Below are 20,513 nucleotides of genomic sequence, written 5' to 3' on the forward strand. Positions count from 1 at the left end.
GACTGACAAGTTAAGCGCTGGGGGTCATTTGTGGATAACCCGTGCTTCGGGTTCTCTGGACAGCCTAGCGGATTTCGAACATAGTTTCGAATATCACCGACTCGGCGCGTCGTCTCAATTATTTAGGCTCCCCCACGTCCGTGCCTAGCCATCGATGTCGGGGCAAATCATGTTGTTCGCAGACGGCTTGCCACACCTCGAGCGGGCGAACGCCGTCGTCGAGCGCCTCTTGGGCCGTTCGGTTTTCCACCCGGTCGAGCACCGTCTGAGAAGCCACCACCCGGGCATACCCCGCCCCGAATTCGTCATCCATACTCCGCCAGAATTCGGATAGCTTCATGCTTTGCATTCCCTTCGTGATCGAGCCGGGCCTTGAGTTCTCATGGACACCGGGCTTCCCGGCGTCGCTTTGAGGATGCCACGGAAAATCCGCGCCTCCCGGCACATACGCAGTGCAGGAGACGCGGATTGTTGTTGTAAGTCTCGGAGCGTGGCTCACCCCGCCCGAAAGCACCGATGAGCCAGCTTCCGTGGATTACTGAGCGACGGGGCGCCCGCGATGGACGTGCGGCAAATCGCTGGATCCGGTGGCGTTCATGCCATATTCGCGGCGGAACTCCTCAGAGAATTCATTCGGAACCGTATCGGGAACGTGAAGACCCTCGGCCGTCGCGAGTCGGTCAGAAACCTCGCGCAACATCTGAGACATGGGTATATCCAACGCAGCGCAGATGGAGGCCAACAGTTCCGACGAAGCCTCCTTCTGACCGCGCTCCACTTCACTCAGGTATCCGAGCGAAACTCGAGCGCTATGGGAAACCTCGCGTAGGGTGCGCCCCTGGCGCTGACGGATGTCGCGGAGAACTTCACCGATTTCGTGACGAAGAACGATCACTTTGGGCTCCTGTGATTCGGGCGTGAATTTTTCAGACTGTCCCACGTCCTTCCAACGGACGACGCCGTTCACGGACACGGGTTGCTTAGTCATCTTTATGCCTGTCTCCCTCTCAACGTGACCCATCATGTGTTGTGGGCCACTGGTCTACTACAGCCTAGTGGAGTTTTCTCAGCCACGTTAGGCTTCTCAACGATTACTTCCTGAACCGTTACATACAGTCAAACGGTGTTCCCTGTGAATTCATTCCCGGCCCCGATGGAAGAATCCTGTGAATACTCTGAACAATGGGTAAACCCAGTGATCAGTCGCCCGCAATCATCGCATCCAGCAGTAATCTCAGGGCGCCATCGACGGCGGATTCCCTGATCTCGCGGCGGTCGCCTTCGAGCCGAAGTTCCTTGGTGGTGAAGCCGAAAGGGCCGGCGCATCCCACGTACACGAGACCGACGGGCTTACCGTCATGTGGCTCGGGTCCTGCCACGCCTGTGGTAGAAACCGCCCAGTCCGTGCGGCAGGCACGACGTGCCCCTGCGGCCATGGCACGCGCGACCTCAGGATCCACAGAACCCTGTTCTTCCAAGAGTTGCCGTCTCACCCCCAAGAGCCCCGCTTTGACGGAATTATCATAGGAGACAACGCCTCCCAGAAAGGCCGACGAAGCCCCCGGAACATCACACAGGGCCGAGGCGACCAACCCGGCGGTCAAAGACTCGGCCGTCGCGATGCTCTGCCCCGAAACGGTCGCCGAGGCAATAATCCGCGCCGCCAACGAGGAGGATGATTCGTCCCTCGGAATCTCGGCCCGGCTCATCAGGCCCTGCTCTCCGAGTGATTCGTCAGATATTCACGGCGTAGTTGCACGGCCTTGACGACATAATCTATGCCCGTGATCACCGTGACGATGACGACGGCGGCCATGACGACCCACCCAGGGATCATGGCCCACCATCCGATCGCACCGAGCGGCAGGATGAACAAGATGAGTGCAATCGTCTGGAGCACCGTCTTAAGCTTTCCGCCCTTGGAAGCGGCCATGACCCCATATCGAATCACGAAGAACCGCATGATCGTGATGCCCCATTCCCGAACGAGGATCACGATGGTGACCCACCACCAGAGCTCGCCCAAGATCGACAGCACCACAAAGGCCGCGCCCGTCAGGAGTTTGTCCGCGATCGGGTCGGCGATTTTTCCGTAGTCCGTGATCAAGTTGCGGGCACGTGCAATGTCACCGTCGAGCTTGTCCGTGTACATCGCCACGCCGAAGACGACCACGGCGGCCCACCGCAAAAGCATTGAGGTCTCGCCAAAGTGACCGCCCGCGAGCAGGAACCACACGAAGAACGGAACCATCAGGATCCGAATCGTGGTCAGCACGTTGGGCAGGTTGAGGTTGGACGGTTTGGCGGCTTCCCCCGCGGGGTTTGGGCTACTCATCTTCCGTCTCCTCCATCGACTCTCCGTGGCCTTGGGCCTTGATTCGTCACCGACCGGTCAGTTGCCATGCGTCTTCGTTACTGGGCTCGTCGGCGCCGTCGTGATAATCCGTTGCGACGTTTTGCAACGATTCTTCCACGGGGTCGCCGCCGGCGGGCTCTTCCGGCTCGGGTTCTTCGCCACGAAGTCGGGCCAAGGCGTTAGGGAGGTCATCCGGGGCTACCAGAACGTCGCGAGCCTTCGATCCCTCGGAGGGCCCGACGATCTCCCGAGATTCCAAAAGGTCCATGAGACGACCGGCCTTTGCGAAGCCGACACGCAACTTTCGCTGCAACATGGAGGTCGAACCAAATTGGGAATTGATGATGAGTTCGGCCGCCTGCAACAGGACGTCGAGATCGTCTCCGATGTCCTCGTCGATCTGTTTCTTCGGCTGATCTTGGATGACATCGGCTCGGTAGCTCACCGGCATCTGCTTCTTGACGTGCTCGACGATGTCGTGAATTTCCGACTCCGTGACCCACGCACCCTGGACACGCATCGGCTTCGACGCGCCCATCGGGAGGAACAGCGCATCGCCTTGGCCGATGAGCTTTTCCGCACCCGCCTGGTCCAGGACCACGCGAGAGTCGGTCACGGACGACGTCGCAAATGCCATACGGGAGGGCACGTTGGCCTTGATCAGACCGGTGACCACGTCCACGGACGGGCGCTGGGTCGCCAGGACCAGGTGAATGCCCGCGGCACGGGCGAGCTGGGTGATGCGCACGATCGCGTCTTCGACGTCACGCGGGGCAACCATCATGAGGTCCGCGAGCTCGTCAACAATCACCAGGAGGTACGGGTAGGGGCGGATCTTTCGTTTGGATCCAGGCTCGGCCTGAACCTTTCCTTCTCGGACCGCCTTGTTGAAGTCGTCAATGTGTTTGTACCCGAAGTGAGAGAGGTCGTCGTAGCGGGCGTCCATCTCCCGAACGACCCATTGCAACGCCTCGGCGGCCTTCTTCGGATTCGTGATAATCGGGGTGATGAGGTGCGGGACACCTTCATAGGCCGTGAGTTCGACACGTTTGGGATCCACCATGACCAAGCGGACCTCGTCGGGGGTGGCCCTCATCAGGATGGACGTGATCATCGAATTCACGAACGAGGACTTACCGGCACCCGTCGCGCCAGCCACCAACATGTGCGGCATCTTGGCGAGGTTTGCCACGACGTATCCGCCTTCGACGTCCTTGCCGACGCCCATAACCATGGGGTGCGGCGTCGCATGCGCCATCTGAGAACGCAGGACGTCGCCGAGTGCGACCGTCTCGCGGTCGGTGTTGGGAATCTCGATTCCGATGGCCGACTTGCCAGGGATCGGCGAAAGAATGCGCACATCCGCGCTGGCCACCGCATATGAAATGTTCTTGGACAATGCCGTGACGCGTTCGACCTTGGTGCCTGCACCCAGTTCGATCTCGTATCGAGTCACGGTGGGTCCGCGGGAGAAACCGGTGACCTCGGCGTCGACCTTGAACTGTTCCAGCACGTTGGTCAGGGCGCGCACGACGGCGTCGTTGACCTCGGACCGTTCCTTCGCGGGAGGGCCTTGGGTCAGCATCTGCTGTGTCGGAAGCTCGTACGGACTCACGGCGAGCGCGGCATCGCGTGCGGCACCGGTCTGAGGTTGAGCATGAGGAAGGTTGGTGTCGACGGCGTCCGCTACCGTGGCGCCATGAGCCTGAGCGTCCTGGGGGTCTGCCTTGTCGACGATGGGCGATACCCCGTCTGAGGGGTCCTGGACCGATGCTCCACTCGGCGTCGCTGTGCTGGGCCGACTCTTCGGAGAGGGGACGCCCCCTCGAGCCGTACCAGTGAGCACCTCGGTCTCGTCCTCGCCTGGTGCGTTGAGCTGCCGTGTTTGGTCCAGTTCATCCTCGGGAGCCGGGGCGGCCGGATCGGTTTCGCCGCGTGCTGCACGGGCGCGATTGAATTTGCCCAAGTCAAAGATCTCGGACTTCTTCTTAGTGGGCCTTGCCGTCTTCGCGCCAGCATTGGTGTGGTCAAAGAGTTCAGTATCCGACGGCTGGATACGACCGCCGTTCGGATCCGCGCGATGGCCACTCTCGTCCACGACGGCGCGCGTAAAGGCTTCATCACCGTCGTACAGGTCCAGGGGCTCCTCGTCGGCCTTCTTGCCCTGACGACGCCGGAACCGAGACTTCTTGCTCTTCCGCTCCGCCTCGGGAAGGGAGCCAGTCTCAAGATAGCTGCGGTCGTGGTCGGGAGCCGCAAGGTCGGTTTCCGCGCGGGCGGGCTTCTCCCCCATGAGCCGCCCAAAGGCGGACTGAATATTCGGGATGATCTGTCGCACCGGCGTCGCAGTCACAATGAGAATCGAAATGAGCAACAGCAGCACGTGCAACGCCACGACGCCGGGCACCGTGACGAGCTTGCCCATGGTGGCGCCCGCAAGGAGACCCACGATTCCACCGCCACGGCGAACGCCTTCAAACCCGCCGTCGATGCTGGGCGATCCGGCCGCGATATCGAAAAGGGCCGAGCCGCAAATCATCATGATCAGAAGGCCCACGGCGATGCGATTATTGGCCCCCATCTCCGTGGGGTGACGGAAGGCCCGGATCGAAAAACCGCCCAAGAGGACCGGAGCCACGAGCGCCATGTGCCCAAAAGTTCCGGCGACCACCGAGTGCCACGCCATCGCCGGCCACGACACCGCTTGAATACCCACGGAGGCTAGAGACCACCATTCAACGGCGGCGGTTATGAGCGCCAACATCAACATGAGCAGGGCGCCGCCGTCGCGACGCTCCTCTGGCTCTACAGACGTCCGGAGGGTACCCATCCGGCGCACGGCGCCACCCACGAGATGGGCGCAACCAACCCACGCACCAACAATGGCCCGGATAAACCAATGGGGCTGATCGGGTGCGTTGGCGCCTGCACGCGAAGAACGGTTGGCGGCCTTTGTCGTGCCGCTCGACGATCGTCGCGACTGCGATGCGCCCTTTTTTGGGGTGGGGGAAGTTCGAGTCGCCATATGTTCCAGGGTAAACGATGAGGGCGGAACCCACACTCACGTACGGCCTCAACCGCACCACATGTGGATACCGCCCTCGAAAACCCGGCACTCCATGTGCCTGGGGATAACCGTTCTTAGGAGTTCTTTCCCGCCTCCACGACCACAGGAATGATCATGGGCTTGCGGCGGAGCTTGCGGCCAATCCACTGGCCGATCGTGCGACGCACGATCTGCTGCATCTGGTGGTTGCTCAGACGCTTGGAGCTCTTCTCCTGCATCGCTTCTTCCAATGCCTCGGTGATCTTGGGGATCATCGGCTTGAACACGGAGTCGTCCTCGGCAACGCCACGCGCGTGGACATCCGGCCCGGCCACCACCCTCTTGGAGGCACGGTCCACGACGATCACGATGGACACGAAGCCCTCTTCGCCGAGCGTCCGACGATCCTTGAGGTCTTGATCCGTGATTTCGCCCACGGACTTACCGTCCACGTAGACGTAGCCGCAGTCCACCGCGCCAACAATTTTCGCCTGGCCATCCTTCATGTCCACGACGACGCCGGATTCACCGAGAAGGACGTTTTCCTCCGGAACGCCGGTTTCCATCGCCAGCTTGCCGTTGGCGATCAGGTGGCGGACTTCACCGTGCACGGGCATGACGTAACCCGGTTCAAGAATGTTGTAGCAGTAGAGCAATTCTCCCGCAGCGGCGTGGCCCGAAACGTGAACCTTGGCGTTACCCTTGTGGATCACGTTGGCACCAAGCTTCAGCAAACCGTTGATGATGCGGAACACGCTGTTTTCGTTGCCCGGGATCAGCGACGACGCCAAGACGATGGTGTCGCCTTCCTGGATCTGCACCCGGTGATCGCCACTGGCCATGCGGGACAGCGCGGCCATCGGTTCACCCTGAGAACCCGTGCACATCAGCACGACCTCGTCATCCCGGTAATCATCGATGTGCTTCATGTCGATCAGCACGTTATCCGGAACCTGGAGGTACCCCAGTTTCTCCGCGATGGACATATTGCGGACCATCGAGCGGCCGATCAGGGCGACCTTGCGGCCACGCTCGACGGCGGCGTCGATGACCTGCTGCACACGGTGAACGTGCGAGGAGAACGACGCGACGATCAGGCGTTTCGGAGCATCACGGAAGACGTCCGAGAGGACAGGACCGATGTTCTTTTCGGTCGGAGTGAAGCCCGGGACCTCGGCGTTGGTGGAGTCAGGCAGGAACAGGTCCACGCCTTCCTCGCCGAGTCGCGCGAAGTGGCGCAAGTCCGTGATGCGACCGTCCAGCGGAAGCTGGTCCATCTTGAAGTCACCCGTGTGCAGGACATTGCCCGCAGGTGTGCGGATGAATACCGCGAGGGCATCCGGGATGGAGTGGTTTACTGCAACGAATTCGCATTCGAACGGACCGAATTTCTCGATGTCTCCCTCGGCCACTGCCGTAGAAGCCGAACGAATGCGGTGCTCCTGAAGTTTGGCCTCGACGAGCGCGAGGGTTAGCTGCGAGCCAATCAAGGGAATATCGGGGCGGCGCTTCAGCAGGTACGGAACGGCGCCGATGTGATCCTCATGGCCGTGCGTCAGCACAATGGCCAGCACGTCGTCGAGCCGGTTCAAGATGTGGTTGAGGTCCGGCAAGATCAAGTCCACACCGGGTTGCGTCTCTTCGGGGAAGAGCACGCCACAGTCCACGATCAAGAGTTTTCCGTTGATCTCGTAGACGGTCATATTGCGACCAACTTCGCCCAGGCCGCCGAGCGGCACGACACGCAAGGTGTCTTTCTGAAGCCTAGGAGGCTTGGGCAAATCTGTGGGAATCTGGGTCACGTGACCCCTTTCTGAATGTTTTCGGTCGCGCTCTAAACCGCGTCGACCGTATTTATTTGATGCTTGAAGTTGCCACGGTCCCCTCGAGATCGGATCGCATCTGAGCGATTTCCGCCTCGGTGGGGTCCACGTGGGGCAGGCGAACTCGGCTGGATGTCAGCCGTCCCTGCCAGTGAAGAATTGATTTTGCGGCCACTGCCCCGGGGACCCGGGTCATGGTCGCGGAGACGACGGGATGAATCTCGCGGTGAAGGGCGGCCGCAGTTGCCAGGTCACCGGCCACGACGGCATCAATCAGTTCCCGGAAGTGCTCGGGAATCACGTGAGTCGTCACGCCGACGAGTCCCATGGCACCGATGGACATCCACGGTAGCGTCAGCCCGTCGTCACCCGAGTAAAACTGCAGATTCGTGCGGGACATGACCTCGGTTGCGGCCGCAAAATCCGCCTTGGCGTCCTTAACGGCAACGATATTGGGGTGCTCCGCCAGCGCGATCATCGTGTCCGGAGCGATCTGAATGCCGGCGCGTCCGGGGATGTCATACAGCATGACCGGAGTCGTCACCGCGTCGGCGACCGTGCGGAAATGAGCAAGGAGGCCGGACTGCGTGGGCTTGTTGTAATACGGCGTCACGACCAGAAGGCCGTCCACTCCGACCTCTTCCGCGAGGGCTGCAAGATGCAAGGTGTGTGCGGTGTCGTTCGAGCCCACACCCGCAATGATCGAGGCCCGATCCCCTACGGCGTCCTTGACGATGCGGAATACCTTCGCGTTTTCCTCGTCCGTCATGGTCGAGTATTCACCCGTGGTTCCGCACACCACCAGGCCGTCGTTGCCGCGGTCTACCAGGTCGACGGCCAGTCGGGCCGTCGCCTGTTCGTCGACGCTACCATCGTCCGCGAACGGCGTGACCATAGCGGTCAGCAATCGACCGAACAACGGCTTGACGGTAGTGGGGTTCTCGTTCGAAGACTCAGACATAATCCCCAGGCTACAACACAACTAGGACTCTTCGCCCTGGTACAACGCGCCTACTGAACGTCCACGATGTAAGGCCACGGCGTCGCGCATGGACCTCCGGGCCCGCTTCCGGTCCCCCGCGGCGTCGTACGCGCACGAAAGTCGGAACCAGGAACGCCAATCGTCAGGATTTTCCTCAACGTCACGTTGAAATTGAGGAAACTGCTCATCGGCGGCGGCGCGGTCAATTCCACCGGCGGCCGTTCGAGGCAGATTGTCTTCGGGGAGCCCGCCTTCTGACGCCAGGATTGATCCGAGCTGCTGAACACGGATGCCAAAAAGAACTTCTCGGATGAGCGCCCATGCCCCGATCAAGGGCAGAACGATCAGACCGGCACCGAGCAAAATTCCCGTGATGTTACCGGCGGCGACCAACAGAATGCCTCGCTGGAGGGTCAGCACCAGATACAAAGCCAATAATGCCACCGTGACGGCGGCGAAGGTCTTGCCTTTATTCGTGGATTCGACGAACACGAAGGCAGCGCTGAACGCCAAAATAACGAGGATGAACAGCCGCGTTCCGCTCGGAATCGGGAGGAGCCACACGCTGACGGCGGCAAGCACGGCCACCACCGCCGTGAATACTTTGAGTCCGCGCACGCTCAGGCCAAGTCCAGGTAGCCGTCGAGACCGTGGGTCAGGCCGGGGCGCTCCCCCACGGTTCGCACTCCCAAGAGAACTCCAGGCATGAAAGACACCCGGTCAAAGGAGTCGTGGCGGATTGTCAGCTGCTGCCCGATATCACCCAACACGATCTCCTCATGTGCCACGAGCCCACGCAAACGAACGGCGTGAACGTGGACGTCGTCGATCACGGCGCCACGGGAGCCTTCGGGATCGGTTTGAGTCGCATCCGGGCTCGGACCTCGGCCGGCTTCTCGCCGTGCCTGGGCAATCTCCTGCGCGGTGTGTCGAGCCGTTCCCGAGGGAGCATCCAATTTCTCCGGGTGATGCAGTTCGATCACCTCAACGGATTCAAAATACTTGCTTGCGGTCGCGGCAAATTTCCCGGCCAACACGGCGCCGATCGCGAAATTCGGGGCAATCAGCACTCCCACTCCGGGATTCTTCTCGAGCAATTCGTTCAACCGGCCTTGCTTGGCCTCGTCCCAGCCCGTTGTCCCCACGACGGCGTGCATCCCGTGCGAAACGGCGAAGCGGACGTTCTCCTCGCTCGCGTCGGGAACAGTCAGGTCGACGACGACGTCGGCCTCTGCCTCCACCAGCGCGTCCAAGGTATCACTCGAGCCGAGCGCCGCCACCAATTCCATATCTTCTGCTGCATTCACCGCGTCGACGGCCTGCGAACCCATACGGCCCGCGGCACCCAGAACGGCCACCTTGATCACGTCAGTCATAAACCCCACCCTATCGCCGCATCGCTGCACTCGACGACGATGACGTCCGTCTCCGCGAGGGATCCTCCCGCGATGTGTGGCTGAGAACGCGACCTCCTCCCAGCTGGGACGGATACCATGAAGTTCAGTTACCTTCGCGTCAGCAAGAGGAAACACAACCCCACGTTTCATTCCCCAGGATCCACACCTCGTATGTCTTCCCCCACTCCCTTTGCCTCCTCCGTTCCCCCTGAAGCGGCAGAGAGCAGATTCGTGCTCCGCGGCCTTGACGGGTTGCGAGCGATCGCCGTTACGGCCGTGATTGTGTATCACCTGTGGCCGGGAGCGCTGCCGGGTGGCTTGGTCGGCGTCGACCTCTTCTTCGTGATCTCCGGGTATCTCATCACGGCGCTATTACTCAAAGAAGCCGCATTTACGGACCGGATGCGATTGCCCCAGTTCTGGATGCGACGACTCCGTCGACTCGTCCCGGCGATGGTTCTGTGCGTCGTGGTGTGCACGAGTCTCGCCCTGCTGGTGGGCGGCGACGTATTGGTGGAAATGCCGCGCCAGGTGTTCGGGGCGCTGACGTACACCTCCAACTGGACCAATATTGCTGCGGGGAATGACTATTTCGCACAGACCAATCCGGAGTTGTACACCAATTTCTGGTCGCTGGCTTTGGAAGAGCAATTTTACCTCGCCTGGCCCGTCATCCTCGTGGTCACGTGCATGCTCGTCAGCACCTGGCGGCGTCGCCGTGTTGTGCCCATGGTCCTGGGCGTGGGGTCCATCGTGGCGATGCTCGTGTGGAACGCCGTGGAAGGCTCCACCACTCGCGGATACTACGGCCTCGATACCCACGCCTTCGGTCTGATGCTGGGAGCGGTCTTGGCATTGGCTATCCCGTGGAGTATGTACCCGCCGCGTCCCGGGGTGAAGGTCTGGGCCCTCGATCGAGGTTTTCGCCCCGGCCTGAATATCGTGCGTATCCTCGTTGGTTGGCTGAGTCTGCTCCTGTTGCCGTTCCTGTGCCTCACGCTCAATGAGGCGAACCCTTCACTTTTGGCTCCTTGGGGCCTTCTTGCCGCGTCAATCCTTGGCATCGGGTGCATTCAGGCACTTCTACCGGACGTTCGAGGAACGGGCGCCGAAGGGTTGCGCCGACTCTTATCCCTGGCGCCGCTGGCCTGGCTCGGCAAGAGGTCCTACGGAATCTACCTATGGCACTGGCCGCTCATGGCCCTGGCCCACTACGGCGCACCTGAGGTTCCGGGGCATTTGCGAAATCTGGGTGTCCTCTTCGTGACGGTCGTGATCGCTGCGGTGTCCTACCGCTGGCTCGAACAACCCGTTCGCCGACTGGGATTCGGAGGCGCTCTGGCCCGGTTGGGCGGAGCCGTGACGCGTGCAGGTCGTCCCCGGTGGATCGCCGTTGGCTCGGTCAGTTTGGGGCTCCTCGCGGTAGGGGGAACCGTCGTCGCGTGCCTTCACGCTCCCCAGCAGACGCAAGCCGAATCCGTGGTGGCGGAAGGAGAATCCGCGCTGTCGTCGAGCCCGACGCCGAGCGCTTCCCCCTCGGAGACCGCCTCCGGACCTCAGCCCTATCACCCCACGCCAGGCGGACAAGACGTCACGATGATTGGAGACTCCGTGACCCTGGCTTCGGCCGAGGCGCTCCAAGACAAATTGCCGGGAATTTCTATCGATGCAGCGGTGAGCCGCAACGTCAGCGAAGGAATCGACCTGGCGCGGCAACGTTCGGAAGACGGCACCTTGGGCCGAGTGGTCGTCATCTCGCTGTCCACCAACGCCGCCATGACCTCCCACGACGTCGATCAACTCGTCAAGATCGCGGAGTCCGGCGAGGTCCGAGAAGTCGTATTAGTCACGGGTCAAGCGCCCCCAACCTTGGACTGGGTCTCGACGTCAAATAACACCATCCGGGAGGCCACCGGGGCGAACGACAAGCTGGTGCTCGCCGATTGGGCGAAGGCTTCGGACGGCAAACGGGACCTTCTGGTTTCCGACGGCGTTCATCCGCAGGCCGCAGGCCAGGACCTTTATGCCACCACGGTCGCCGACGCCGTCGATCACGCTAAACAGAATCTCGAGAAAGCCACGGCTGGACTCTCCGAGTCGCAGAACGCCCAACAATCCGCTGCTCCCGGGCCGTAATTTCAATCCACGGCACTCTGTGACGTGATCTCCGACGGGTGACGACGTTCCGGGCTGTTAGGTTCGATGGATGGAGAATCCTCACGCCAGATCCGTTTCCATCAGTTTTGCCGTGGGCAATGCGCGAGGCGAGCTCCTCGCTGGACACCGACCGGATGCCCAGTACTACGCGGCATCCACCATGAAACTCGCCGTGCTACTGGCGGCGGGCCGTGGCCTCAAGGTAGGGACGTTGGACTGGACGGCGACCTACCCGTCCACCAGGACTTTCACCGGCGTCGACGGGCACCCATTTCGCTTGACGGGCGACCATCTCGACCCTGAATTTCCCCCTGAGTCCACGCCGGTTCCAGTGACTGACCTTCTGGAGGCCATGATCTCGCGGTCCTCGAATGAAGCGACGAATATGCTGATGCGCGAGGTTGGGCTCCCGGCGATCGAGGGCGTCCTTCGAGATTTCGGTGTGAATTCGACGCGCATCGAACGACTCATCGGTGATGAGGCCGCCGAGCAACGGGGTCTCAGCAACATAACCACCGCACGCGATCTCGTCACTCTGATGCATGCGACCGCAAACGGATGGGAGGGCCCCTGTGCCACGTCTTTGGGCCTAGAGACCACCCGTTTCTTCCAAGAAATCCTGAAGGCACAACGCACGGCACCCATCGGTAGAGCACTGCCCGCCGGAACGGTGTGGGGCTCCAAGTCCGGGGAGGTTCCCGGGATCCGCCACGACGTCGCCTTCGTCGGCGACCCAGGCGCCAAGGACTGCCAGTACCTGTCCATTTGTACCCGGGGTTACACCGAGGAGGCGGCCGACGAGGCGATAGCGGCCTTGGTCACCGCGCTCATGAGCCGCCCCCGATCTTCATAGAAAACCCCCATACGACGTCGTCGTATGAGGGTTTCGCCGTTCACAGCATCCGGCGTGCGCCCGAGAACTCGTCCTTGGAATCCCATGTCTTCCAGTCCGTGATCGAGACGCTCGTCGACTCGTTGGGAGCGTGAATCATCTTGCCGTCGCCCATATACATCCCCACATGGTGCACGGCACCGGTGCCTCCAGGTTGGGCGAAGAACAACAAGTCACCCGGTTGCAGGTCCCGTTCGTCCACCGCTGTGCCGAACTCGGCCTGGGCGTCCGCGTCACGGGGAATATCGATTCCATGCGCCCGGTACATATTCGAGGTGAATCCCGAACAGTCGTACCCGTAGGACGACATTCCGGCCCACAGGTACCGCAGACCCAAGAACCGCTGGCCCGTTTCAACGACCTGCTCCCCGGTCGGTTTCGGTGCCGTCTGGCCCGGCTGGTAGACCTCGACGTCGCTGGTCGGCAACGTACCGGAACCCCCGTCCGGCAACTGAACGGTCACATGGTCGCTAGACTGTTTCGCCACCGGAAGTTCGGTATTGAAGCTGACGTCGGTCGTCGGAGTTCCGGCTTTCGTCCCGGCGACGACGCTCTTCTTCGCGGTCACCACGGCACGGGGTGCCTGCTTCTTCGCGTCGGCAAACGTCGGGTTCTCCACCAACTGACGGACGGGCATCCACCCAGGGTATCCACGTGGATCACGGGGCGTCATCTGATCGGTCACGACCACCTTGGCCCATTCCCCGGAAACCTCCGTCACCGTGACACGAGACCCATAGAGAGCCTGAGTCTCTAGATGTCCGGTGAGCCAGCCCCGGAGCTTGGTGTCCTGAAGGTTCTGATTCCACAAGTCCAGATCGGTCGGATGGGTCGTTGAGGGGCGATCTTCGGGGCGGTCTTGACCAGGCTCGGTCCACAGGGTTGCGACGTTGTCATTGACAAAAGCCGTGTCACCGGCAGATATCTGCCCGGATTCATGGGCAACATCCGACGGAGAGGAACCGTCGGCCCAAGCGGCCGTACCCGTCGTCGTGCACGCGAACACTAAAGTCGCGGCGGCCGCGAGAATGCGTGGGGTTTTCATGCGAGATGTCCTTCCATCAGGGACCCAGCGGCTTGGATGCCAAGTCCGGTCTTTTTCGTCACGGTCAGATGCGCGCCGTCGCGCACGTATCCGCCCGAGATTCTGGGGTCATCGATCCATTCGGCCGAATCGAGATCGACCAGGCCGATGGACGGTCGAGCGATCGCGAGATGTACCGCGGCCGCAATTGAAGGTCGCGGCTCCATCATGGCGCCGATCATGCATCCGAGCCCAGCGGCTTCGGCGATGTCGGCGAGCGCAATGGCGGCCCGAATACCGCCGCATTTGGCGAGTTTGATGTTCAGCATGTCAGCTGCGCCGCGCCGGACAATCTCCACGGCGTCATGCGGCGTGGCTACGGACTCATCCGCCATGATGGGCGTGTAGACCGCCGCCGTCACAGCCGCCAACGCCTCGAGATCGTGTTTGGGTGTGGGCTGTTCCACCAGGTCCACGGGGAATCCCGAATCTTCCAGGGAGGAAATCGCGCGGATCGCTTCCTGGGCCGTCCACCCCTGATTGGCGTCCAGGCGGAACCGCGCTTGAGGCACGGCCTCCCGGAGAATCTCTAAGCGTTCCATGTCACGGTGCCAATTCTGACCGAGCTTGATCTTGAGGATTCGGAAGCCCTCGTCCCAAGCCTTGATCCCGTCCTGCGCCATGACGTCAGGCTCCCCCAGGCTGACGGTCATATCGGTTTCGACGCTGCCCTCGGTCCGACCGCCCAATGCGACGGTCAGCGGGCGTCCCAGGGCAGCCGACCACGCATCATGAAGCGCGACGTCGACGGCGGCCTTGGCACTGGAATTCCCGGAGCAACTGTTCATGACGACGTCGGAGGCTTCGTGTAGCGACAACGTGCGCCCAACGAGGCTTTCGGACATGGGTCCGTTGACCGCCGCCTCGATCGAGGCCACCGATTCCCCCGTCACCGCCCACGTTTGAGCCGCCGATCCGATCCCCCGAACGTCGCCGTCGAGGTCGAGCTCGACGAGGACTCCGTCGATGGCATCCGCTCGACGTCGGGATGTCACAAAAGGCCGGACCAAAGGGCCACGGTAAGGCACGGTAGCGAGGCGACGGACGGTCAGTGCGCCATCCGTCGGGGCTGGCATGCTCAGGTGCTTTTCGGTTGACTCCATCATCACAGCACCGCCAAAACTTGCGCGGTGATGAGCCCGAAGAATGTCCCCAGGAATGCACCCATCAGGGCAAAGAGCACACCCACGGGGACGAGCTGCCGATTGAAGGCGCTCGCGACCACCGGTGCGGAGGCGATGCCCCCAATGTTGGCCGTGCTCGCAACGGCGAGGCTGAAGAGTTCCGTCCGAGTCAATTTGGCGTATACGACCATCACGACGATGTGCACGATCATGACGATGACGCCCGCCACCAGGTACAACGGCGCTTGAGCCAGAGAGGAAAAATCGGACTGCGATGCAATGATTCCGATAATCAGGTACAGCATGACGGTGGCAACCTCGCTCGATCCGGCGACGGCTCCGAGCCGGGTGGAACCGATCACCAAGCCCAACACGCTGACGATGAGAATGGTCCAGGTGCTCGACGTAATGACCACGCCAACCTCAGGCAAAACATTTCCGATAGCGGTGGCCACTGCGGAGATGAAGATTCCGAAACCGATCACGCACATGAGCGATCCCAGATCGATCGGCTTCTGCTGGTCGGCCTCTTTCTCCCCTGAGTGGGCATCGAGATAGCTCGTATCAGCCTTGGTCCAGGCATTAAATTTGTCGGAAATCGACACCGAGCCAAACATCACCAGCAACCACACCGAGTAGATGATGGTGTCCACGATCAGGACATATCCGAAGACGTTCTGCGGGGCCTGAAGAATAGATTGGACCGCCACCATGTTGGCGGAGCCGCCCGTCCACGACGCCGAGAGTGCACCCAAGGCCTTCCATGCTTCCGGGTCCAAGACCTTCTGAAGAATCAAGAACGCCACCACAAAACCGAGAAAAATGCTGAAGGCGGTGACGACGAAGGTGAGCAACAGTTTGGGTCCGAGCTTGATGATTTTCCGAACATCGCATTGAAACAGCAAGAGGAGAATCATTGCCGGGAGGAGCGCATCCTGAACGGAAGTGCCCGTGGCCAAAACCTGCTCGTTATGGTCGAAGACACCGATCGTGTTGAGCAGAGCCGTCAAAATGTACATCAACACGAATCCCGGGACATACCGAAACAGCGTGAGTCGCGTGCGCTTTTCCAAGAACACGATGACCGCTGCCAGTCCCATCAACACCCCCAAAAAGAGGAAGCCGTCGGTAACCATTTCTCGTTTCCTTCCCAACACCCCCGGAAATGCAAAAAGTCGGAAACCCCGAGACGTCGTCTCGATGTTTCCGACTGGATCCGGTCCCTGGGAAGGGACCAAGCAATCAGGAGGTGCCTGCTACGTGGTATCGATCATCCCGCGATATTTGACCGCCGCGTTCCGCAACGCGGTAATCAGGGCACGCTGAGACGAACCGTGGTACCGGGTGGAGATGGGCTCCACCAGGCGTTCCTCGTCGACGATGCTTGCTCCCACGATCAAGCTCCGGACGAACGTATTCGTCAGGGCCAACGTCGCCGTGCATTCCGCATCGAGGATTCGGTGAGTGTTCCGGTCGACCACGAGGCCGACGAAGAAAATCCCGAACTGGTGTGTGATCGGGTTACTCGACGGCGACTTCGCTTCTCCGGTCACGAAGATCGAGGAACACATGGGAAAAGCTTAACCCCAGACAACTGTGATTACGAACACGTTACGCACGTTGAGCCTCCGCCTCAGCCATGCCGGTACCAACCCACGTCGTCACCGTTTCTCGCTCCGCCAGGTCAGCGGCGAGTTCCTGGACTTCCGCAGCGGTCACGGCGCGAATATTCTGGTGCAATTCGTCCAAATCCGTAAAAGTTCCGGTGTCGAGTTCGGAGCGACCTAAACGGAACATTCGAGATCCAGAGTCCTCGCTCCCCAGCAAGGTCGCGCCACTGAGCTGACCGGTGACCTTATCCAGTTCGGTCGCGCTCATCCCGTGCTCGGCCAGATGATGCAGCTCCCGTCGCATCACATCAATCACCGTGGACGCCTTATCCGGGGTGCACCCTGCGTACATTCCGAAATACCCGGCGTCGGAATAGGACCCGCCAAAGGAGAAGGTGTTGTAAGCGAGTCCACGTTTTTCCCGGACTTCCTGGAAGAGCCGGGACGACATGCCCCCGCCCAGGGCCGCATTTAGCACGGACATCGTGAATCGCTGGGGCGACCCCGCGATCAAACCTGTGCTTCCGATGATCACATTCGCCTGCTCGAAGGCACGATCCACGGTGTGATGGCCGAATTCCGGGGACAATGGTGCGGCCTTGCGAATGCGCCGCGGGGCCGGCGTCGCCCCCTGGGGCAAAGCCCAGCCGGAGCGGTCCAGCGCCTCGAGCACGTGCCGCACGACGTCGCGGTGTTCGAGGCCTCCCGCCACCGAGATGACGAGCTTGTCCGGGGTGTAGTGCTGGGAATAGTGGTCCCAGACGGCGTCACGGGCCACCGAGGTGATCTCTGATGGGTTGCCGCCGATCGGGCGCCCCAGCGGGTGCTCACCCATGATTTTGCTCGTGAAGTTTTCGAAGGCAACATCGGTGGGATCATCCAAATCCATCGCGATCTCTTCGAGGATGACGCCGCGTTCCTGCTCCAGCTCTTGCGGGTCCAAGAGGGCCGAGGTCACCATGTCCGCAATCACGTCCACGGCCATGGGCAGATCCTCTGACAGCACCCTGGCGTAATAGCAGGTATGCTCCTTCGCCGTCAGTGCGTTGGACTCGCCGCCCACGGCGTCGAAGGCCTCCGCTATCTGCAGCGCGTTGCGCCGCTCGGTGCCCTTGAACAGCAGGTGTTCGAGGAAGTGCGTCGAACCATACATTCCCACGGCCTCATCGCGGGAGCCGACGCCCACCCAGAAACCGAGGGACACGCTACGTTGCCCAGGCATGCGTTCGGTGAGAACCCGAACTCCTCCAGGCAAAACCGATCGACGTACCTCATTGCCGCCTTCCCCCGACCAGACCAGGCGTCCGTCGTCGTCGTGCATCTCGGCGGTCAGGTCCTGAGGCTCGAGCCCCAATGTGTACGGCATGTCTGCTGGGTGGTCCTCACTGGTCGGTTTCGGCTTGCGGGAGCACGGTACGCCCCGGCGAACAGTCTAGGGCACGGCGCCACCTGCCCACGACGCACCGAGGCCCCGGCCAGATTCGAGATGAATCCGACCGGGGCCTCAGTGGCTCAACGCGTTACGCCTCGTCGGCGGCTTCGGAGTTGGCCTCATCCTCGGCAACTACCGGGGCAAGCGAGAGCTTTCCGCGGTCATCAACCTTGGTGATTTCAACCTGGACCTTCTGGCCCACTCCGACGACGTCTTCGACGTCGTTCACACGGTTGCCATCGTTGAGCTTGCGGAGCTCAGAGATGTGCAACAGACCATCCTTGCCCGGAGTCAACGAAACGAAGGCGCCGAAGGTCGTCGTCTTCACGACCGTGCCCAAGTAGCGCTCGCCCACCTCGGGAACCTGAGGGTTCGCGATGGCGTTGATGGCGGACCGTGCGGCTTCTGCCGAGGGTCCGTCGACGGCGCCGATGAACACGGTGCCGTCATCCTCGATCGAGATATCCGCGCCGGTGTCTTCCTGGATCTGGTTGATCATCTTGCCCTTCGGTCCGATGACCTCGCCGATCTTGGCCACCGGAACGTTCACGGTGATGATGCGGGGAGCGAATTCGCTCATCTCATCCGGGGCGTCGATCACCGAGGTGAGCACGCTCAGGATGTGCAAGCGAGCCTCACGGGCCTGCTTCAGGGCGGAGCCGAGCACGGCGGCGGGGATGCCGTCGAGCTTGGTATCCAGCTGAATTGCCGTGACGAACTCGGACGTGCCGGCGACCTTGAAGTCCATGTCGCCCAGGGCGTCCTCGGCGCCGAGAATATCGGTCAACGCGGCGTAACGGGTTTCGCCGTCGACCTGATCCGAAACGAGGCCCATCGCGATGCCTGCGACCGGCGCGCGCAGAGGCACACCGGCGTTGTACAGCGAGAGGGTCGAGGCGCAGACGGAGCCCATCGACGTCGAACCGTTGGAACCGAGAGCCTCGGACACCTGGCGGATCGCGTAGGGGAACTCTTCGCGAGAGGGCAAGACCGGGGTCAGGGCACGCTCGGCGAGAGCACCGTGGCCGATCTCGCGACGCTTCGGCGAGCCGACGCGGCCGGTTTCACCCGTGGAGTACGGCGGGAAGTTGTAGTGGTGGATGTACCGCTTCGACTTGACCGGAGAGAGCGAATCGATCTGCTGCTCCAACTTGAGCATATTGAGCGTGGTGACACCCATGATCTGGGTTTCTCCACGTTCGAAGATCGCCGAACCGTGAACACGCGGCAAGACATCGACCTCAGCGGAGAGTCGACGGATGTCGGTGAGCCCACGTCCGTCGATGCGAATCTGATCCGTCAAGATGCGCTGGCGCACGGTCTTCTTGGTTAGGGCGTTGAACGCACCGTTGACCTCGTCGAGGCGACCCTCAAACTGCTGGCCTTCGCCGGCGAGCGCGTCCGCGATCTCCTTCTGGAGGTTCTCCGAAGCGATCTCGCGTTCCTGCTTGCCACCGATGGAGTAAACGTCCTTGACCTTCTGGCCGAATTTCGACTCAACGGCTTCGGCGACGTCGTCGCCGTATCCGCCAAAGCGCTCGATCTCCATGGCAGGCTTGCCTGCACGCTGAGCCAGGTCCGACTGAGCGTCGCACAGTGCCTTGATGAAGGGCTTGGCGGCCTCGAGTCCCTCGGCCACGACGTCCTCGGTGGGTGCAGTAGCGCCGGACTGAATCAATTCCCAGGAGTCGTCGGTGGCTTCCGCCTCGACCATCATGATCGCGACGTCTTCCGTGCCATCAGACTTGGTCACGACACGGCCGGCGACGGCCATGTCGAAGACGGCGTTTTCGAGCTGGGAATGCTTGGGGAAGGCGACCCACTGACCGTCGATGAGGGCAATGCGCACGCCGCCGACCGGTCCCTGGAAAGGAATGCCGGACAGGGTGGTGGACATTGACGCGGCGTTGATGGCCACGGTGTTGTAAATTTCGTCCGGATCGATGGTCAGAACCGTGACGACGACCTGCACTTCATTGCGAATGCCCTTGCCGAAGGCCGGGCGCAACGGGCGGTCGATGAGACGGCACGCGAGGATCGCGTCCGTCGAGGGGCGTCCTTCACGGCGGAAGAACGAACCGGGGATGCGGCCGGCGGCGTACATCCGCTCTTCGACGTCCACGGTCAGCGGGAAGAAGTCGAATCCTTCACGCGGGTGCTTGCCGACGGCGGTCGCGGACAGCATCGTGGTGTCCTCGTCGATGGACACGAGCGTCGAACCCGCGGCCTGCTGGGCCAAACGGCCCGTTTCAAAACGTACGGTGCGCTGACCGAACTTGCCATTGTCGATGATGGCTTCTGCGTACTGAATCTCGGGACCCTCCAAGGGTCACCTCCATTTCTTCTTAGGTCGCGTGGGCCCTCCCCGACTCGGTCTTCGATCGAGGCTCACGGATGATTCACCATCCGGAAGCCACTACCGAGGACCGTGGGTTAGGGCCGGGGCCCACGCTGTTCTTCTTCCGAACCCCCAAGGTTCCTCCCCGGCGGGTTCGCGGCACGGTATTCGTGCCGTTATTTAACAAGACGGCGGTGCCGCCTTCAGTCCCTAGTGTTCCATGAAAGAACGCTCAGGTCTTGAAAGCAGCACCGCCGCTCGCAAACGTCACT

At 61.6% G+C, this 20,513-nt stretch carries 17 protein-coding genes; 2 read left to right on the plus strand and 15 right to left on the minus strand.

The features are described from left to right. Window positions 1-118 precede the first annotated feature (118 nt). The 9 genes from D8M21_RS06795 to dapB form a co-directional block, all read right to left on the minus strand. Window positions 119-340, minus strand: coding sequence for a DUF3046 domain-containing protein (locus D8M21_RS06795; RefSeq protein ID WP_048679938.1), 222 nt, complete (start codon window positions 338-340; stop codon window positions 119-121). A gap of 195 nt (window positions 341-535) precedes the next feature. Continuing rightward, window positions 536-988 (minus strand): helix-turn-helix domain-containing protein, encoded by a 453-nt coding sequence (locus tag D8M21_RS06800; RefSeq protein WP_048679140.1) that lies wholly within the window; start codon window positions 986-988, stop codon window positions 536-538. Window positions 989-1,199: 211 nt separating this feature from the next. Continuing rightward, complete coding sequence (locus tag D8M21_RS06805) at window positions 1,200-1,709, minus strand: CinA family protein (protein ID WP_048679143.1); 510 nt, start codon at window positions 1,707-1,709, stop codon at window positions 1,200-1,202. After that, window positions 1,709-2,335 carry a CDP-diacylglycerol--glycerol-3-phosphate 3-phosphatidyltransferase gene (gene pgsA / locus D8M21_RS06810; protein ID WP_048679145.1) on the minus strand — a complete coding sequence of 209 codons (627 nt, stop codon included), beginning with the start codon at window positions 2,333-2,335 and terminating at the stop codon, window positions 1,709-1,711. Before pgsA ends, D8M21_RS06805 begins: the two co-directional genes overlap by 1 nt. Before the next feature lie 46 nt (window positions 2,336-2,381). Further along, a complete protein-coding gene (locus D8M21_RS06815) occupies window positions 2,382-5,381 on the minus strand; it encodes a DNA translocase FtsK (RefSeq protein ID WP_048679148.1) in 3,000 nt (999 codons plus the stop codon). Window positions 5,382-5,497: 116 nt separating this feature from the next. Continuing rightward, window positions 5,498-7,204, minus strand: a complete 1,707-nt coding sequence (locus tag D8M21_RS06820) for a ribonuclease J (protein WP_048679150.1) — start codon at window positions 7,202-7,204, stop codon at window positions 5,498-5,500. 52 nt (window positions 7,205-7,256) lie between these two features. Next, complete coding sequence (dapA, locus tag D8M21_RS06825; protein ID WP_126855752.1) at window positions 7,257-8,186, minus strand: 4-hydroxy-tetrahydrodipicolinate synthase; 930 nt, start codon at window positions 8,184-8,186, stop codon at window positions 7,257-7,259. 21 nt (window positions 8,187-8,207) lie between these two features. Then, window positions 8,208-8,825 (minus strand): hypothetical protein, encoded by a 618-nt coding sequence (locus D8M21_RS06830; protein WP_174229714.1) that lies wholly within the window; start codon window positions 8,823-8,825, stop codon window positions 8,208-8,210. Window positions 8,826-8,827: 2 nt separating this feature from the next. Beyond that, window positions 8,828-9,583, minus strand: coding sequence for a 4-hydroxy-tetrahydrodipicolinate reductase (gene dapB, locus D8M21_RS06835; RefSeq protein ID WP_048679159.1), 756 nt, complete (start codon window positions 9,581-9,583; stop codon window positions 8,828-8,830). 192 nt (window positions 9,584-9,775) lie between these two features. On the opposite strand from dapB, the gene D8M21_RS06840 reads away from it, so the two are divergent. Together D8M21_RS06840 and D8M21_RS06845 are read left to right on the plus strand one after the other, a co-directional pair. After that, a complete protein-coding gene (locus D8M21_RS06840; RefSeq protein WP_048679162.1) occupies window positions 9,776-11,740 on the plus strand; it encodes an acyltransferase family protein in 1,965 nt (654 codons plus the stop codon). A gap of 70 nt (window positions 11,741-11,810) precedes the next feature. After that, window positions 11,811-12,614: a serine hydrolase gene (locus D8M21_RS06845; RefSeq protein WP_048679166.1), complete on the plus strand. Its 804-nt coding sequence runs from the start codon at window positions 11,811-11,813 to the stop codon at window positions 12,612-12,614. A gap of 40 nt (window positions 12,615-12,654) precedes the next feature. On the opposite strand, the gene D8M21_RS11560 is transcribed toward D8M21_RS06845, so the two are convergent. The 6 genes from D8M21_RS11560 to D8M21_RS06875 all read right to left on the minus strand — a co-directional run bounded on the left by D8M21_RS11560 (window position 12,655) and on the right by D8M21_RS06875 (window position 20,229). Continuing rightward, window positions 12,655-13,698 (minus strand): C40 family peptidase, encoded by a 1,044-nt coding sequence (locus tag D8M21_RS11560; protein WP_053089948.1) that lies wholly within the window; start codon window positions 13,696-13,698, stop codon window positions 12,655-12,657. After that, entirely contained in the window at window positions 13,695-14,843 is a 1,149-nt protein-coding gene (locus D8M21_RS06855; protein WP_126855753.1) for a dipeptide epimerase, read from the minus strand. Before D8M21_RS06855 ends, D8M21_RS11560 begins: the two co-directional genes overlap by 4 nt. Beyond that, window positions 14,843-15,997: a DUF819 family protein gene (locus tag D8M21_RS06860; protein ID WP_085528593.1), complete on the minus strand. Its 1,155-nt coding sequence runs from the start codon at window positions 15,995-15,997 to the stop codon at window positions 14,843-14,845. Before D8M21_RS06860 ends, D8M21_RS06855 begins: the two co-directional genes overlap by 1 nt. 120 nt (window positions 15,998-16,117) lie before the next feature. Next, the gene (locus D8M21_RS06865) at window positions 16,118-16,432 is read right to left on the minus strand and encodes a DUF3870 domain-containing protein (protein WP_048679171.1); all 315 of its coding nucleotides are present in this window, start codon (window positions 16,430-16,432) and stop codon (window positions 16,118-16,120) included. Between the two features lie 40 nt (window positions 16,433-16,472). Then, on the minus strand, window positions 16,473-17,837 hold the full coding sequence (locus D8M21_RS06870; RefSeq protein WP_126855754.1) for a M16 family metallopeptidase: 1,365 nt from the start codon (window positions 17,835-17,837) through the stop codon (window positions 16,473-16,475). A 154-nt stretch (window positions 17,838-17,991) separates the two neighbouring features. Then, window positions 17,992-20,229, minus strand: coding sequence for a polyribonucleotide nucleotidyltransferase (locus D8M21_RS06875; RefSeq protein WP_126855755.1), 2,238 nt, complete (start codon window positions 20,227-20,229; stop codon window positions 17,992-17,994). Window positions 20,230-20,513: the final 284 nt, after the last annotated feature.

This window comes from Kocuria sp. HSID16901 (genome assembly GCF_003989425.1).
Classification (GTDB): domain Bacteria; phylum Actinomycetota; class Actinomycetes; order Actinomycetales; family Micrococcaceae; genus Rothia; species Rothia massiliensis.

Coding starts and splice junctions, on each gene's coding strand:
- D8M21_RS11560 (WP_053089948.1), bottom strand. CDS start 13,698: ATGAAAACCCCACGCATTCTCGCGGCCGCCGCGACTTTAGTGTTCGCG.
- D8M21_RS06845 (WP_048679166.1), top strand. CDS start 11,811: ATGGAGAATCCTCACGCCAGATCCGTTTCCATCAGTTTTGCCGTGGGC.
- D8M21_RS06840 (WP_048679162.1), top strand. CDS start 9,776: ATGTCTTCCCCCACTCCCTTTGCCTCCTCCGTTCCCCCTGAAGCGGCA.
- D8M21_RS06855 (WP_126855753.1), bottom strand. CDS start 14,843: ATGATGGAGTCAACCGAAAAGCACCTGAGCATGCCAGCCCCGACGGAT.
- D8M21_RS06860 (WP_085528593.1), bottom strand. CDS start 15,997: ATGGTTACCGACGGCTTCCTCTTTTTGGGGGTGTTGATGGGACTGGCA.
- pgsA (WP_048679145.1), bottom strand. CDS start 2,335: ATGAGTAGCCCAAACCCCGCGGGGGAAGCCGCCAAACCGTCCAACCTC.
- dapB (WP_048679159.1), bottom strand. CDS start 9,583: ATGACTGACGTGATCAAGGTGGCCGTTCTGGGTGCCGCGGGCCGTATG.
- dapA (WP_126855752.1), bottom strand. CDS start 8,186: ATGTCTGAGTCTTCGAACGAGAACCCCACTACCGTCAAGCCGTTGTTC.
- D8M21_RS06870 (WP_126855754.1), bottom strand. CDS start 17,837: ATGCCGTACACATTGGGGCTCGAGCCTCAGGACCTGACCGCCGAGATG.
- D8M21_RS06815 (WP_048679148.1), bottom strand. CDS start 5,381: ATGGCGACTCGAACTTCCCCCACCCCAAAAAAGGGCGCATCGCAGTCG.
- D8M21_RS06795 (WP_048679938.1), bottom strand. CDS start 340: ATGAAGCTATCCGAATTCTGGCGGAGTATGGATGACGAATTCGGGGCG.
- D8M21_RS06865 (WP_048679171.1), bottom strand. CDS start 16,432: ATGTGTTCCTCGATCTTCGTGACCGGAGAAGCGAAGTCGCCGTCGAGT.
- D8M21_RS06800 (WP_048679140.1), bottom strand. CDS start 988: ATGACTAAGCAACCCGTGTCCGTGAACGGCGTCGTCCGTTGGAAGGAC.
- D8M21_RS06805 (WP_048679143.1), bottom strand. CDS start 1,709: ATGAGCCGGGCCGAGATTCCGAGGGACGAATCATCCTCCTCGTTGGCG.